General features: G+C 71.6%; 17 protein-coding genes, 1 tRNA gene and 1 other RNA gene. 6 read left to right on the top strand and 13 right to left on the bottom strand.

Annotated elements, in window-relative coordinates; all coding sequences use genetic code 11:
• Positions 1–92: 92 nt before the first annotated feature.
• Genes AC3CF1_RS24555 through AC3CF1_RS24540 form a run of 4 tightly spaced genes read right to left on the bottom strand, consistent with a single transcriptional unit; the run spans position 93 to position 3,526 of the window.
• A complete protein-coding gene (locus AC3CF1_RS24555; RefSeq protein ID WP_355160408.1) occupies positions 93–743 on the bottom strand; it encodes a response regulator transcription factor in 651 nt (216 codons plus the stop codon).
• Positions 740–1,987 carry a histidine kinase gene (locus AC3CF1_RS24550; RefSeq protein ID WP_488451332.1) on the bottom strand — a complete coding sequence of 416 codons (1,248 nt, stop codon included), beginning with the start codon at positions 1,985–1,987 and terminating at the stop codon, positions 740–742. Before AC3CF1_RS24550 ends, AC3CF1_RS24555 begins: the two co-directional genes overlap by 4 nt.
• 55 nt (positions 1,988–2,042) lie before the next feature.
• The gene (locus AC3CF1_RS24545) at positions 2,043–2,549 is read right to left on the bottom strand and encodes a hemerythrin domain-containing protein (protein WP_088946339.1); all 507 of its coding nucleotides are present in this window, start codon (positions 2,547–2,549) and stop codon (positions 2,043–2,045) included.
• Entirely contained in the window at positions 2,546–3,526 is a 981-nt protein-coding gene (locus AC3CF1_RS24540) for an aldo/keto reductase (protein WP_099850749.1), read from the bottom strand. The genes AC3CF1_RS24545 and AC3CF1_RS24540 overlap by 4 nt, the downstream gene beginning before the upstream one ends.
• 70 nt (positions 3,527–3,596) lie before the next feature.
• On the opposite strand from AC3CF1_RS24540, the gene mgrA reads away from it, so the two are divergent.
• Positions 3,597–4,592 carry an L-glyceraldehyde 3-phosphate reductase gene (gene mgrA, locus AC3CF1_RS24535; protein ID WP_488451331.1) on the top strand — a complete coding sequence of 332 codons (996 nt, stop codon included), beginning with the start codon at positions 3,597–3,599 and terminating at the stop codon, positions 4,590–4,592.
• Positions 4,593–4,688: 96 nt separating this feature from the next.
• Here mgrA and AC3CF1_RS24530 read toward each other — a convergent pair whose 3' ends face one another.
• Entirely contained in the window at positions 4,689–5,264 is a 576-nt protein-coding gene (locus AC3CF1_RS24530; RefSeq protein ID WP_488451330.1) for a TetR/AcrR family transcriptional regulator, read from the bottom strand.
• A 111-nt stretch (positions 5,265–5,375) separates the two neighbouring features.
• Here AC3CF1_RS24530 and AC3CF1_RS24525 point away from each other — a divergent pair, with 111 nt between their 5' ends.
• Together AC3CF1_RS24525 and AC3CF1_RS24520 are read left to right on the top strand one after the other, a co-directional pair.
• On the top strand, positions 5,376–5,804 hold the full coding sequence (locus AC3CF1_RS24525) for a DoxX family protein (protein WP_141907984.1): 429 nt from the start codon (positions 5,376–5,378) through the stop codon (positions 5,802–5,804).
• A gap of 194 nt (positions 5,805–5,998) precedes the next feature.
• Positions 5,999–6,910, top strand: a complete 912-nt coding sequence (locus AC3CF1_RS24520) for a Kelch repeat-containing protein (protein ID WP_488451329.1) — start codon at positions 5,999–6,001, stop codon at positions 6,908–6,910.
• A 63-nt stretch (positions 6,911–6,973) separates the two neighbouring features.
• Here AC3CF1_RS24520 and AC3CF1_RS24515 read toward each other — a convergent pair whose 3' ends face one another.
• Positions 6,974–7,897: a lytic polysaccharide monooxygenase auxiliary activity family 9 protein gene (locus AC3CF1_RS24515; RefSeq protein WP_488451328.1), complete on the bottom strand. Its 924-nt coding sequence runs from the start codon at positions 7,895–7,897 to the stop codon at positions 6,974–6,976.
• Between the two features lie 124 nt (positions 7,898–8,021).
• Here AC3CF1_RS24515 and AC3CF1_RS24510 point away from each other — a divergent pair, with 124 nt between their 5' ends.
• Complete coding sequence (locus AC3CF1_RS24510) at positions 8,022–8,144, top strand: 50S ribosomal protein L36 (protein ID WP_030490864.1); 123 nt, start codon at positions 8,022–8,024, stop codon at positions 8,142–8,144.
• Positions 8,145–8,278: 134 nt separating this feature from the next.
• Positions 8,279–8,539 carry a YciI family protein gene (locus AC3CF1_RS24505; RefSeq protein ID WP_488451327.1) on the top strand — a complete coding sequence of 87 codons (261 nt, stop codon included), beginning with the start codon at positions 8,279–8,281 and terminating at the stop codon, positions 8,537–8,539.
• 73 nt (positions 8,540–8,612) lie between these two features.
• Here the strand turns inward: AC3CF1_RS24505 and AC3CF1_RS24500 are convergent.
• Together AC3CF1_RS24500 and AC3CF1_RS24495 are read right to left on the bottom strand one after the other, a co-directional pair.
• Positions 8,613–8,685, bottom strand: a tRNA-Ala gene (locus tag AC3CF1_RS24500).
• 86 nt (positions 8,686–8,771) lie between these two features.
• Positions 8,772–9,362, bottom strand: coding sequence for a YqgE/AlgH family protein (locus tag AC3CF1_RS24495; protein WP_088946335.1), 591 nt, complete (start codon positions 9,360–9,362; stop codon positions 8,772–8,774).
• Positions 9,363–9,683: 321 nt separating this feature from the next.
• On the opposite strand from AC3CF1_RS24495, the gene mdlC reads away from it, so the two are divergent.
• Complete coding sequence (mdlC, locus tag AC3CF1_RS24490; RefSeq protein WP_354981369.1) at positions 9,684–11,279, top strand: benzoylformate decarboxylase; 1,596 nt, start codon at positions 9,684–9,686, stop codon at positions 11,277–11,279.
• Positions 11,280–11,288: 9 nt separating this feature from the next.
• Here the strand turns inward: mdlC and AC3CF1_RS24485 are convergent, their stop codons facing one another.
• From AC3CF1_RS24485 to smpB, 5 genes are all read right to left on the bottom strand, one after another.
• Positions 11,289–12,245, bottom strand: a complete 957-nt coding sequence (locus AC3CF1_RS24485) for a hypothetical protein (protein ID WP_488451326.1) — start codon at positions 12,243–12,245, stop codon at positions 11,289–11,291.
• Between the two features lie 39 nt (positions 12,246–12,284).
• Complete coding sequence (locus AC3CF1_RS24480) at positions 12,285–12,830, bottom strand: hypothetical protein (RefSeq protein WP_488451325.1); 546 nt, start codon at positions 12,828–12,830, stop codon at positions 12,285–12,287.
• Positions 12,831–13,003: 173 nt separating this feature from the next.
• On the bottom strand, positions 13,004–13,681 hold the full coding sequence (locus AC3CF1_RS24475) for a hypothetical protein (RefSeq protein ID WP_488451324.1): 678 nt from the start codon (positions 13,679–13,681) through the stop codon (positions 13,004–13,006).
• A gap of 73 nt (positions 13,682–13,754) precedes the next feature.
• Positions 13,755–14,130: a transfer-messenger RNA gene (gene ssrA, locus AC3CF1_RS24470) on the bottom strand.
• Between the two features lie 104 nt (positions 14,131–14,234).
• Positions 14,235–14,714 carry an SsrA-binding protein SmpB gene (gene smpB / locus AC3CF1_RS24465; RefSeq protein ID WP_007455863.1) on the bottom strand — a complete coding sequence of 160 codons (480 nt, stop codon included), beginning with the start codon at positions 14,712–14,714 and terminating at the stop codon, positions 14,235–14,237.
• Positions 14,715–14,842: the final 128 nt, after the last annotated feature.

The following is a 14,842-nucleotide window of genomic DNA, read 5'->3' as shown; positions in this document are numbered from 1 at the left end:
CAGCCTCGACAAACGACAGCCGGATTCCCTCCCGGCCGGCGGTGAACCCGCTCCCCCGGAGGAGGGACCGTTCAGAACGACGGAGGGACCGTTCAGCCGGACGGGGTGACGAAGCCGGACTCGTAGGCGGCGATGACCGCCTGCGTACGGTCGCGGACACCCAGCTTGGCCAGCACGTTGCCGACGTGCGTCTTGACCGTCTCCACGCCGACCACCAGGTGCGCGGCGATCTCCGGGTTGGACCGGCCGGTGGTCATCAACCGCAGCACCTCGGCCTCCCGGTCGGTGAGTCGGGCGGCGCGCAGCTGGTCGCCGCCGGTCGGCCCGTACGCCCCGACGAGCTGGCGGATGGCGGCCGGGAAGAGCAGCGACTCCCCCGCCGCGACCACCCGGACGGCCTCCACCACCTCGGCGGGCCGGGCCCGTTTGAGCAGGAAGCCGGAGGCCCCGGCGCGCAGCGCCTCGTAGACGTACTCGTCGTTGGCGAACGTGGTGACGACCAGCACCCGGGGTGGGTCGGCGGAGGTGGCCAGCAGGTGTCGGGTGGCCTGGATGCCGTCGATGCCGGGCATCCGTACGTCCATCAGCACCACGTCGGGTCGGTGCCGGGCGACCAGCGGCGGCACCTCGGCGCCGTCGGCGGCCTCGGCGAGCACGCTCAGGTCGGGTTGGGCGTCGATGATGGCCCGCAGCCCGATCCGGATCAGCTCGTCATCGTCGACGATGAGCACGCCGGTGGTCATCGCGTCTCCTCGTAGGGCAGGCGGGCCCGGATCAGCCAGCGGTCACCGTCCGGCCCCACGGTGATGCCGCCGCCGAGCAGCAGCACCCGTTCCCGCATGCCGTCCAGGCCCCGACCGCCGCGCCCCGGATGAGCCCGCTCGGGGCGACGGCGCACCCCGTTGACCAGCTCCAACTCCAGCGCCCCCGGGTGCAGGTCCAGTCGCAGCGTCACCGGCCCCTCGCCGTACCGGGCGGCGTTGGTCAGTCCTTCCTGGACGATCCGGTAGCCCTCCCGGGAGACCGCCGCGGGCACTCGCGCCGGGTCGCCGACGCGATGCGCGTGCACGGCCAGCCCGGCCGCGCGGGCGTCGGTGACCAACCGGTCCAGGTCGGCGAGGGTACGCTGCGGCGCCACCACGGGTCGCTCGTTGCCGCCTTCCCGGAGCAGCCCGAGCACGTGGTCCAGTTCGTCCATCGCGGTCCGTCCGGTCTCCTCGATGGCGGTGAGCGCCCGCCGGACGAACTCCGTGTCGGTGTCGAGGACCTCGCGGGCGGCACCGGCCTGGAGGGTGGCCACGGTCAGGGCGTGACCGATCGAGTCGTGCAGCTCCCGGGCCAGTCGGTTGCGTTCGGCGAGCCGGATGGCCTGCGCCTCCAGGGCGGCGATGCGCTCCGCCGGGGCGGGGCCGAGCAGCACCGGCGCCATCGAGCCGGCGAGCGCGCCGAGCCCGGCGACGGCGTAGCCGAGGCCGACCAGCAGGGCCACCCCGCTCACTGTCAGCCAGCCGCTGTCCCGCCCGTCCAGCGGCCCGAATCGTTCTCGGCTGGTCAGCTCGGTGCCGATGCCGAACTGCTGGGCGATGAACGCCAGCGCCATCGGCAGGGCGCTGAACAGCGCGACCATCACCAGCGCGCCGACGATGAGGTGGGTGGCGATCCAGAGCGCGCTGCGCAGCCGGGTCTCCCGGTCGGCCGTGTGCCCCGGCGCCGGTTCGGGCAGGTCGATGCCGAGCAACGCCCGTACGGCGGCGATCTCCAGAGCCCGGCTGCCGTCCAGCAGCAGCGGCACCACGGCGATCAGCGCCGCGATCACCAGCAGCGCGTAGACCAGTGGGCGGGGGATCTCCGAGTCGGCGAGCAGTTGGGCGAAGGTCACGGCGAGGACCCCGTACGGCAGGGCCAGCACGCCGCCGAGCAGCAGGAACACGCCGCGTCGCCAGGTGGTGCCGGCGACCAGCGGGGTCAGCACCGCTCGGAGGGTCACCTCGTCATTCTCATGCCGGAACCAGGCTCGGCGACTCCCCCGTGCCGGGGAGATCTCAGCGGTGGTCGGCCACGTACTGCTGGGGGTCCTTGTCGCGGAACGGCAGGTTGCGGCCGTTCTTGTGTTCACCGTAGAAGGTCAGCCAGCGTTGGCCCAGCTCGGCGCGGAGTTCGGTGCTGGCGTGCCGGCGGAAGTCGGGCAGCGCCTCGTCCTCCTCCTCGGCGAGGTGCTCGCTGTTCTCCCGGCGGGCGGTGCCGACCGCCTCCCACCACTGCTCCGAACCGACCGGGTGCAGTTTCGCCTCGGCGATGGCGTCCCGGATCTTGTTGTGGTCGCCGATCGCGTCGGCGGTCTCGTCCTCGCCGTCGTCGCCGTGTTTGACCAGGTGCGGGTAGAGGATCGCCTCCTCCGCCTCGGCGTGGATGTCCAGGTGCAGGGCGAGAGCGTCCCAGATGGCGAGCATCTCCTGCTCGTCGCGGGCGTCGTCGAGGCGGGCGAAGCCGCGCCGGAAGGCAGCGTGGTCGTCCAGGATCAGTGCGGTGATGTCGTCCACTGTGCTCACTTCTCCGTTGGGCTGGCGAACCGGGCACGCACCATCGCCGGCATCGCGGCGAGGCCGGTGACCGGGCGGAAGCGTTTCGCGGTCTCGGCCAGTGCCGCGTACTCGTCGTCGGCGAGGTCGATGTCCGCGGCGGCGGCGTTGCGTTCCATCTGTTCCACCCCGGAGGCCCCGGGAATGGCGAGCACGTTCGGGTGGCGCAGCAGGTAGGCCAGCGCGATCTGACTGGGGGTGGCGTCGTGCGCGTCGGCCACCTGGCGCAGGGTGTCGATCAGGACCGCGCCACGTTCCAGGTTTTGCGGCAGAAAGTACGGGTTGGCCCGCCGGACCGCGCCGCTCGGCGGGTTCTTCGCGTCGTACCGGCCGGAGAGGAAGCCCTGCGCCAGCGGGCTGTACGCGATGACCACCCGACCGGCCTGCCGCGCGTACGGCAGCAGGTCCTGCTCGGGTGCGCGGTCCAGCATGCTGTAGCGGACCTGGTTGCTGAGCACCCGCCGGCCGAGCGCCGCCTCGGCGACCTGCCAGCGGCGCAGCCCGTAGTTGCTGACCCCGACCTCGCTGACCAGCCCCACGTCCTGCAACGCCCGCATGCCGCGCATGGTGGTGTGGTCGGCGACCAGCGGGTTGGGCTGGTGCACCTGGTAGAGGTCGATGCTGGTGACGCCGAGCCGGGCCGCCGAGGCGACCGCCCGCTGCTGCACCACGGCGGCCACCGGCAGGACCGGGAAGATCTTGGTGGCGACCACCATCTTGGGCCGGTCGTCGCCGAGGGCGGCGCCGAGGATCCGTTCGCTGCGCCCGAAGCCGTAGATCTCCGCGCTGTCGAACACCGTCACGCCCAGCTCCACGGCCCGCCGGACGATCTGCGCCGCCTGCTTCTCGAAGGCCGGGCCGTAGCCCCATTCCCGGGAGCCGAACTGCCAGGTGCCCAGCCCGATCTTGGACAGCGGTTTGGGGGTGTCGAGAGCAATGAAACGCATGGCGTCGAAACTACCCCGATGTCCTGGTTCACACGCGCGATCCCCGCCAGCGCGGGCCAGAGCTACGCTCATGATCGTGACCTACCTCGCCGCGGATGACCGCTACGACTCCATGACCTACCGGCGCAGCGGGCGCAGTGGCCTGCGGCTGCCCGCCGTCTCCCTCGGGCTCTGGCACAACTTCGGCCCGGACCGCCCCTTCGAGCGGCAGCGCGACATCGTCCGGCGCGCCTTCGACCTGGGCGTCACCCACTTCGACCTGGCCAACAACTACGGTCCACCGCCCGGTTCGGCGGAGGAGAACTTCGGCCGGATGCTCGCCACCGACCTGAGGACCTACCGGGACGAGCTGATCATCTCCAGCAAGGCTGGGTACCTGATGTGGCCCGGCCCGTACGGCGAGTGGGGCTCCCGCAAGAACCTGATCTCCTCGCTGGACCAGTCGCTGGGCCGGATGGGGCTGGACTACGTCGACGTCTTCTACTCCCACCGGTTCGACCCGGACACCCCGCTGGAGGAGACGATGGGCGCGCTGGACGCGGTCGTCCGCTCCGGCAAGGCGCTCTACGTCGGCATCTCGAACTACAACTCCGAGCAGACCGCACGTGCCGCCGCGATCCTGCGCGACCTGGGTACGCCGCTGCTGATCAACCAGCCGTCGTACTCGATGCTCAACCGCTGGACCGAGGCCGACGGCCTGCTCGACACGCTGGAGCAGGTCGGCGCGGGTTGCATCGCGTACAGCCCGCTCGCCCAGGGCCTGCTGACCGATCGCTATCTGGGTGGCATCCCGGCGGACTCCCGGGTGCGCACCAGCGTCTTCCTCAACGAGAGCGACCTCAGCGAGGAGAAGATGGCCACCATCCGAGGGCTCGGCGCGGTCGCCGAGCGGCGCGGTCAGTCCCTCGCGCAGCTGGCGCTGGCCTGGGCCCTGCGCGACCCGCGGATGACCAGCCTGATCATCGGGGCGAGCAGCGTCGAGCAGCTGGAGACCAACATCGCCGCGCTCGACAACCTCGACTTCACCGCCGACGAGCTGGGTGAGATCGACCGACTGCTGGGCTGAGCGCCCGCGATACCGCGATACGACGTTGGCCGGCACCCTTCCCGGGGTGCCGGCCAACGCGGTTGTTGGCAGGGTGTGCCGGCAACGGCCGGACGGTTATCGCGCGTCGTCCCGCCTCGCCGCGGCCAGGACCCGATCGACAAGGTCTTCGACGAAGGGCCGATCCGCCGGTTGAGCCTGGAAACCCGCGCGCACGAGCACCCCGCCCACCAGGAGCGCCAGCGAAGGCTCGACATCCTCGGCCCGCAGGTGAGAGCGGAGGGCCGAGTCCAGCGACCGGGTCCCGGCCGCGTAGAGCCGCTCGCGCAGCTCATCGACGATGGGGTCACTACCGGCCCGCTCAAGGAGCCCGCCGAAAACCCTGACGAGGTGCCCGCCGGCGAGGTCCTGCCCGAAGTCGAGCAAGCCCGCTATCAGGTCGTGGCGTAGGTCGCCGGTCAACTGGGGGTGCCCGACCGCGGCACACATCTGATCGACTGACGCCCGAACCAGGTCCAGGCGCGTTGGCCAGTGTGCATAGAGGGTCGCCTTGGAGTAGCCCGCCCGGTGCGCGACCTCGGCGTGGGTCACCGCCGCCCAACCCTGCTCCAGGAACAGCGCCGTGGCCGCGTCGACGACATCCCGTCGGGTCCGCTGAACCCTCGGATCCACGTTGTCGGCTTCCTGCTCCACGACCACCAACCCTACCGAACAGCCAAACCATCCGACAACTTCTGAACGCCTTGTCTATTACTGAACGCCTAGGCTAGGTTCGGAGGCATGCTTACCCGAGAGGAACTCGTGATGACCGACCCTGCACAAACGCTGCGGACACCACCCGTCAGCGCACTCACAATCGGCCTGTGGGTCGCCCAGGGAGCCCTCGCGCTGATCTTCGCGGGCGGTGGCGTCTGGAAAATCGTCACGCCCATCGAGCGGGTCGCCGAGGCGTTCGCCTGGGCAGGCGAGGTCCCACCGGGCCTGTTCTACGCGACCGCCGCACTCGACATCCTCGGCGGGATCGGCGTGCTCCTGCCCTCGCTCACCCGGATCAGGCCCGAAGTGACAGTGCTCGCGGCTCTCGGGTGCGTCGCGCTGCAAGCCTCCGCGATCGTCTTCCACCTCTCCCGGGGAGAGGCCGCGGACACGCCCGTCAACGTCCTGTTCATCGTGCTCGCGCTCTTCGTCGCCTGGGGTCGCCACTCGAAGGCCCCGATCGCGCCTCGGGCATGACACACCGCACCACCGAGCCGTCGACCACTACCCACCTTGGAGCAGAGTTGAAGAGGAACTATCGCATCGTCGCGGCGACGTTGGCGGCAGCTGCGTTGTCCGTCGCCGGCATCGGGCAGGTGCCGTCGGCCAGCAGCGCGTCGGCAAAATCACCCGCCAGCCACGATCGAGCTGTGTGGAGCGACAGGGCGCCAATGAACACGGCACGGGCAGAGGTAGGGGTGGCCGCGCTCGACGGCCGCGTCTATGTCGTCGGTGGCACCGTGCAGAACGGCGACGAGCAGCCAACGTGGGCGACGACCCTGGTGACCAGCTACGACCCGCGTACGGACCGGTGGCGGCAGCACGCGCCCCTGCCGCGCCCCCTCACGCACGTCGGTGTGGCCGGGCTGAACGGAAAGTTGTACGCCTTCGGCGGCTTCACCGACATCGTGCACATGCACCCGCAGCAGGTGGCCTACGCCTACGACCCGCTGCGCGACGCCTGGAGCCGGCTGCCGGACATGCCCCAGAAGCTGGGCTCGGTCGGCGTCGCGGCGGTGAACGGAAAGCTGCACCTGCTCGGCGGACGGGACTCCCACACCGTCGTGACCCTGCCGGATCCGCCGATCTCCATGGGGTACGGCACCGTCCGGACCCACCTGACGTACGACCCGGCGCGGCGCAGCTGGTCCACGGCCGAGCCACTGCCGGTCGAGCCGCGCGACCACGCGGGAGTCGCCGTGATCGGCGATCGCGTACACGTGTTCGGCGGCCGGGTCGCCGACGGGAAGGACAGCCTCGCACGCCATGACGTCTACGACACCCGGACCCGACGGTGGAGCAGAGCAGCCCCCTTGCCGACGCCCCGCTCTGCCGGAGCCGCAGTCGTGCTCAACGGCCGGATCGTGTACGCCGGCGGCGAGTGCAGGCCGGACGAGACCACCTACGACGACGTGACGGCGTACGACCCCCGCAAAGACCGCTGGACCACGCTGTCGCCGTTGCCGCAGGGCCGGCACGGATTGGGCGCCGCCTGGGTCGGCGATCGCGGCTACTTCGTGGCGGGGGCGCTCACCTGCGGCGGCGGGGCAAGCGCCGACACGTTGGAGCTGAACCTCAGGTGAGACCGGCCAGGTGCCGTTCGATCGGCACCTGGGCTGAACACTGCCGGGCACGGGCGGCGTCGGTCACCAGATCCGGCGCCGCCCGGCCCGGTGGTTGCGTACCTCGCACTGCCGGCCCACGGGTGCGGCGGCGCCGCGACGTCGCCGGCTCGCGCCGATCAGCAACAACAGCAGGACCAGCACGACGGCGGCGCCGCCCAGCACCGGCCACCGGCCACCGAGGTTCGTCACCGACGCCACCGGCACGCCGGGGTCGGCCGCCGCCGCCACCGCCGTGCCGCTCGGCGCCGACTCACTAGCAGCGGTACGCGGCGCGCTCTTCGGCGCGGTGGCCTTCGACGAAGTGGCCTTCGACGCGGTGGCCCTGGCACCACGGAACACCACGTCCGAGCAGGAGTAGTAGGTGTCCGGGGTGCTGGAGTTCTGCCAGATCGTGTAGATCAGGTGCCGGCCGTCGCGGCCCGCCGGCAGCCGACCCGCCAACTGGTACGCCCCGGCCCGCACCGGCGGGTCCTTCATCGTCAGAAACGGGCGCGCTTCCAGATCCGCCCAGGTCAACGGTGCACGCGGGTCGTAATCGGGCTTGGTGACGTAGAGCCGGAAGGTGCCCCGGTGCTCGATCGTGGTCCGGTACGTGAAGGTGAACTTCGCGCCGGTGGTCAACTCGGTGCTCGGCCAGTCGGTCCGGGGCAGATCCAGCCCCCGGTACGCGGACAGCCCACCGCTGCACAACTCACCGTCCGGGATCCGTTCCCGGTCCCGACCGTTGATCGCCGCGACGCGCACGTTGTCCCATTCGCGTACCGCCGCACCCGCCTGGACCGCCGCCCGGCAGGCGCTGGTGGCCGCGTACCGGCCCTCGGGCCCGCAGGCGGCCGCCCGACTGACCGGGTTGGTCGGGGCGCCGTGTGCGGCGGCGGGCGTGGCTGCCAGCGGCACTGTCGCGGCAGCGACCAGCACCATGGCGAAGAGCCGGCGTACGGGCATGAGGATGACCTCCACCCACTGGTACGGCCAGCGGGCGGCAAAGGTTCGACGGCCGGCCGGCGGGAATCCGGCGGGTGGGTGCGGCGTTTCGATACTCGGAACCGCTTGCACCGAGGAGGCAGACATGAAGGTACGTAGCTCGTTGCGTGCACTGAAGCAGAAGCCGGGTTCGGTGGTGGTCCGCCGTCGCGGCCGGGTGGTCGTGGTGAACCGCGCCAACCCGCAGTGGAAGAGCCGCCAGGGCTGATCCAGCCCGCACCGGACAAACAGTCGACAAACGCCCTGACCGGGTCATCCGGTCAGGGCGTTTCGCGTGTCGGTGCGGCGGCGGCGCATCGACTAGGGTGCTTTCCGAAAGATCAGGCCGCAGGAGGAGGAACCGTGTTCATCGTGGAGCTGTCCTTCGGCGAGGAACCCGACCGGCTCGCGGCCCGGCCGGCGCACCGGGAGCGTCTCCAGGCTCTGCGCCAGGAGGGCCGGTTGGTCATGGCCGGGCCGTTCCCCGACGACTCCGGCGCGGTCCTGATCTTCGACGTCCCGGATGCCGAGGCGCTCGCCGCGACCCTCGCCGAGGACGCTTATTACGGCACGCCCGGTGTGACGATCGTCAGCCAGCGCGAGTGGTCACCGATCGTGCGCTAAGGCGCGCACCCAGACCGACCGCAACGGAAAACGCCCTGACCGGTTGGTCCCCGGTCAGGGCGTTTCACAAGGGTGGAGCCGAGGGGACTCGAACCCCTGACCCCCACACTGCCAGTGTGGTGCGCTACCAGCTGCGCCACGGCCCCTTGCTGTTGTCCCGGTCGCCCGGGCACTGGGAAACTATACACAGACCGGCCCGCATGGTCATCTCGCGGGGTCCCCGCCGAGCGGGTCAGTTGAGCGCGACGTCCGGCGGGAAGTGCGCGACCGCGGCCATCATCCCGCCCTGCCGGCGCAGCACCATCGGCCACAGGTCGTCGGGCCGGTCGACGAAGGCGTCACCGGGCAACGCGTCCAGCAGAAACCACGACCCGTCGGCGATCTCCTGCTCCAGCTGGCCGCTGCCCCAGCCGGAATAGCCGGCGAAGACGCGGATGCCGCCGATGCTCTCCCGCAGCCGCTCCGGGTCGACCGAGAGGTCGATCGTGCCGACCGCCCCGGAGACCTGGTGGAAGCCCTTCAGCCGACGCATCGGGTGCCGCATGCGGGCCAGGCAGATGGCCGAGTCGGGCTGCACCGGGCCGCCCTCGAAGAGCACCGCCGGGTGGCGGGCCAGGTCACTCCAGTCGCCGAGCACCTCGGCCACCGGCACCTCGGTGGCGCGGTTCAACACCACGCCGAGAGCACCGCCCGGCTCGTGGGCGACCAGCAGCACCACCGTACGGTCGAAGTTCGGGTCCTTGAGCGCCGGAGTCGCGACCAGCAGCCGCCCGGTCATCGACTCCATGGCTCGTCCGCCGATCGCCTGGCCCTCTCCCTGCATCCCACACACCCGTCAACCGTGAGCCCGCGCCGGGGATCGGTCATCTGCCGGATCCGCCCGGTGCGCCGGGATCAGCCGCGCTGTCAACGCCATGCCTGGCACCATAGCCTGCGTCCCGGGTGCTGGCTAAGGTCTGAACGGCGGGTGATCGGACAGTTGAGACGGACTGTCGATGACCCGACGGTGAACCTCCTGGTGATCGAAGGATCCGGACCACCCACGGCGGGGAAACGACCGAAAGGTCCGTCACATCCCGATAGATTCGGCTGATCGGGAGGGCGACCGTGATCGTCCCTGCCCGCGACACGGAGGCGGGTGGCGATGGCAACGGTCCGGGACGCGACGTACGACGTGCTCCGCACCCTCGGCATGACCACGGTCTTCGGCAACCCCGGCTCCACCGAGGAGCCCTTCCTGCGGGACTTCCCCGCCGACTTCCACTACGTCCACGCGCTGCACGAGGCGACAGCGGTGGCGATGGCCGACGGGTACGCCCAGGCGACCGGGCAACCCGCCCACGTCAACCTGCACACCGCACCGGGCACCGGCAACGGCATGGGCAACCTGGTCACCGCCTGGCACAACAAGACCCCGCTGATCGTCAGCGCCGGCCAGCAGACCCGGGAGATGCTGCTGCTCGAACCCCGCCTGGCCAACCGTCGACCCACCGAGCTTCCCCAGCCGTACGTCAAGTGGGCCTACGAGCCCGCCAGGGCGCAGGACATCCCCGCGGCGGTGCTGCGGGCGTACGCGACGGCGGTGCAGCCCCCCGCCGGGCCGGTCTTCCTCTCGCTGCCGATGGACGACTGGGCCCAGACCGCCGACCCGCCGCCCGCCCCGCGCTCGGTGGCCACCCGGTTCGCGCCGGACCCCGAGCGGTTGGACGAGTTCGCCCGGATCCTCGCCGGCAGCCACAACCCGGTGCTCGTGTACGGGCCGGGGGTGGACCGCTCCGGGAGTTGGTCGACGGCGGTCGCGCTGGCCGAGCGGCTGGCCGCACCGGTCTGGTCGGCCCCGGCCACCGAGCGGGCCGTGTTCCCCGAGGACCACCCCCACTTTCGCGGGGTGCTGCCGTACGCGATCGGTCCGCTGGCCGAGGCACTGCGCGGGCACGACACGGTGCTGGTCGTCGGTGCCCCGGTGTTCCGCTACTACCCGTACGTGCCGGGCGAGCACCTGCCCGACGGCGCCCGGCTGCTGCACGTCACCGACGACCCCGACGAGGCCGCCCGCGCCCCGGTCGGGGACAGCCTGCTCGGCGATCCGGGGCTGACCCTGGCCGCGCTGGTCGAACGGGTGCCGACGGCCGACCGGCAGCCGCCGCCACGGCGGGACGCGCCGGCACCGCCCGAGGTCACCGCTCCCCTGAGCGCCGACGCCCTGTTCGCGGCGCTGGCCGCGCACTGGCCGGCGGACGGCGTGCTGGTCCAGGAGTCACCATCCAATCTGTCCGCGCTGCGCCGCCAGCTCAAGATCAGACGCCCGGCGTCGTACTTCACGATGGCCAGCGGGGGCCTCGGCTACGGCCTGCCCGCCGCGATCGGGGTGGCACTCGCCGAGCGGGACACCGGGCGCGGCCGACCGGTGGTGGCGGTGATCGGCGACGGCTCGTTCCACTACTCGGTGCAGGCTCTGTGGACGGCCGCGCGCCTCGCCCTGCCGGTGGTGGTGGTCGTCCCGGTCAACCAGCAGTACGCGATCCTCAAGGCGTTCGCCGAGCTGAAGGACACTCCCGGGGTGCCCGGTCTGGACCTACCGGGGTTGGACATCATCGCGATCGCGGCCGGCTACGGGTGCGCCACCGAGGTGGTGGAGACCCCCGACCATCTCGGCACGGCACTCGGCGCCGGGCTGCGCGCGGACCGACCCACGGTGCTGGCCGTGCCGATCAGCACCGACGTGCCCAGCATCCTCTGAGCCGGGCGGTCAGCGCGAGGCGATCGACAGCGGGGCGCCGGTGGACACGTCCAGCACCGGCCGGGCACCCAGCGGTGCCGCGAGGGTGACGGTGACCGGTTCCATCTTGAGGATGGCGATGCACTCGCCGGTGCTCCGGGTGACACTGCCGCCGACCACCACGACGTCCGGCCGTTCCCACACCAGCGGAGTGATCGCGGTGTCGCAGGCACCGACGCCGAGCCGCACTGTCAACCGGGCACCATCGACCGCCGCGAGGTCCTGAGCGGACACCAGCCCGTCCGGCAACGGCCCGGCGGGCGCTGCGGGCTCGGGCACCCGCTTGACCGCCGTGGGTGCGACGGCGAGCCGGGCCACCGGCGTGGCCAGCTCCTCGACGGCGAACAGCCAGGCCGGGACCTGCGCCTCACCCCGGCTCGTCCGGACCGGCACGGTACCCAGGGTGACCCCGGTGACGGTGAGCGGGAGGCAGGCGGTCTGCGCCGTGCTGGTGGCCCAACCATCCGGCCCCGGTTCGACGGTGGGCCCGCCCGGGGTGGGCAGGCCCGGCCGCTTCGGTCGACCCGGGCAGGGCAGTGGGTCACCCTGGTCAAGCTCCCGGTACGCCTCGGCGGCGCTGACCAACGGCAACGTCAGCCGGCCGTCCGGGAACCGGATCTCACCGCCGACCCGGGTCGGCGGAATCGGGACCTGCGCGCGGTACCACCCGGCTCGGAAGGCCGCCTCGGTGTCCGGTGTGAAGCGCGGGTCACCGGTGAGCACTGTCGGCCCCTCCAGGGGGACGTACCCCGTGCGCCAGTCGGGGCCGGGCTGCCACGCCTCGGCGACCCGGGCGGCCCGCTGGTCGAAGGCTTCGGCACGGTGCGGCGTCGGGTCGCTGGGCCCGTCGGCCGGGCCGGCGCCGGTCCGGGCGCAGCCCGCCACGAGCAACAACGGGAGTACGAGCAGCAGGGTCGGTCGACGCATGCCCGGTTCGACGCGCCCGTCGACTCTCCGGTTCCCGGCTCAGGTCTCGCCACCCAGATCCGTCTGGTACGCCTCCCAGAGCAGATTGGCGCCGCGACGCCGATGCCGGGCCAACCTCCGCAGCAGGTGCCCGGCCCAGTGCCGCAGCTCGTCCGGGTGCGTCTCGGGCTGCTCGGCGCTCCGCTGGACCGCCAGGATCGCGGCGACGATCGCCGCGTGCTCCCGGATCAGCAGCCGCACCCCGTGGTGAAGCCGCGGCGACTGGGTGAGCAACTCCCGGTAGAGCCCGGCGGGGCCTTCGGTGATCCGGACGTGCTCGGCGAAGCCCTGCCCCACCGGACGCAGGCGCAGCAGGACCTCGTCGCGCCAGCAAGGACCGGTGGCGGCGACGGCCCGACCCAGCGCGTGCACGTCTCCGGCGAGCCCGGCCGGGCGTGGCTCACCGGGCAGCCCGACAGAAGGTGGCTCACCCGGCAGCCCGACGGTGGGTGGCTCGACGGGGTGACCGGCGGGATCTGGCTCGGCGGGGTGACCGGCGCGCGGCCGGACGACGAGTGACGGCTGCTGGACCGGACCGGTGACCATGGCACCTCCCGCGCGGCGCGCTGCTATCCCATACCGCGATGGTGAGCCTGCCCGGCCCACCGTGTCCAGGGCCGCAGAACGGCTCATCTGCCCCTTTCACCCCATCGGCCTCACCGGCACCACTGGTGGGGCTCCGAGACTCCACAGGGAGTGCCTGGGAGGGGACAGGCCAGCTACTCAGCCAGCGGGTGCGCGGCGAGGCGGCGCAGTTGGTCGGCGACGGTGTACGCGTCGTCGCGCCCGTCGACCGGACGGCCCGTCGTGATCGCGTCCGCCAACGCCCGCAGCTCGGGCGGGGGCAGGCTGCCCAGGCCCATGCCGCGCAGCGGGATGGTGACCCGTCGGTTGCTCGCCCGGTCGGTGGCGACGATGGCCCGCAGCCGCTGTCCGATCATCGGGGTGTCGTCCTCCCCCGTCCCGCGATACGACAGCTTCGCGGTGTCGATCCGTGCGGTGGCGAGGTCGACGGTGCGGGTGGTGAACGCCCCCCGCACCCGGGCCCGGCTGCCCTCCAACCAGGCGGCCGTGCGGAGCACCCGCAGCACGAGGTAGACGCCGAGCAGCAGGAACGGCAGGCCGCACAGCCCGACGACCGGTACGGAGCTGGACTCCGCGCCGGCACCGGAGTCCCGCAGCGCGGGCGGCAGCAGTCCCGGCGGGAGATCGCGGGCCTCCTCGTAGGAGGCGAACGCGTCCCCTGGACCGGTCAACCGACGCAGCAGCCCGCCCGCGATCAGGGGCAGCGCCACGAACGCGGCACCGATGGTCGCGACGAAGACGCCGGACAGCACCGCCACGGTGCGCTGACCCGGTGACGCGCCGACCGACAGGCGCAGCTCCTGGTTGGTCACAGGAGGCAGCGTAGAACGCCCCTGGACACAACGAAGCGCCCCTGCCGGTGGGCCGGGGCGCTTCGCTTCGAGGTGGTGGAGGTGCCGGGAATCGAACCCGGGTCCTTCGCCGGTTTGTCAGGGCTTCTCCGAGCGCAGCTCGCTGTGCCTCTACTCGGCCCCACCGCTCACGCGAGCAAGTTGGTGTGACGGGCCCAGTCGCTGATTAATCTCGCCGCACGGACCCCGCGACCGGGTCCGATTGGCCAGCCTCCTAGCTGATGCCGGCTACTGGGACGAAGGCGTTCCCAGGCCGACAGACTTAGCTACTCGCCTCAGGCGGCGAGAGCGAAGTCAGCGCGATTTTGCTTGGCGCTTATAAGTTTCCGACGACCGATTCTCGAGACGACGTCGGCTTCCTCGGCTCGCTTCCCCTGTCGCTGCGTACGAAGTCGAAACCAGTCACCCCCTCGACAGGCCGCCGATGTGGCGGCACTGACAAGACTAACGCCTGCCGCAACCGCTTTCATCCCGAGGCCCGGGCCGGCGCGCCAGCCAGGACAAACGGGACGAATCAGTCGTCCATCCCCTTACCCCGCCGACCGGACACCCGGGCGATCTCCCGGTCCGCGTCCCGCTTGGCGAGGTCCTGACGCTTGTCGTACGACTTCTTGCCCTTGGCCAGCGCAATCTCGACCTTGGCCCAGCCGTCGGAGAAGTAGACCTGCAACGGAACGATCGTCAGACCGCCCTCGCGGGTCTTGCCGAGAAGCTTGTCGAGCTCGCCCCGGTTGAGCAGCAGCTTGCGCGTACGCCGGGGCTCGTGGTTGGTCCACGTGCCCTGGGTGTATTCCGGGATGTGCATGGAGTGCAGGAACAACTCGTTGTCGCGCTCCTGTGCGAACGCGTCGACCAGCGACGCGCGCCCGGCCCGCAGCGACTTGACCTCGGTGCCGGTCAGCGCCATGCCCGCCTCGTACGTGTCGAGGATCGCGTAGTCGTGGCGCGCCTTCTTGTTGGAGGCGACCACCTTGCGCCCCTTTTCCCGTGGCATCGGTGCCACCCCCTCTCCTCCGTCGCCCGTTGCCGGGCTCACCCCGGCCGGACAACCGATCATGCTACCCGAATCACAAGGACCCTCCCGCGCCGTTTATTTCCGGCTGCGGGAGGGTCCTCGGGAGA

This window comes from Micromonospora sp. MGP-C2, from assembly GCF_057766525.1.
The sequence above is the reverse complement of the archived record's forward strand: the minus strand, read 5'-3'. Positions and strand labels throughout refer to the sequence as shown.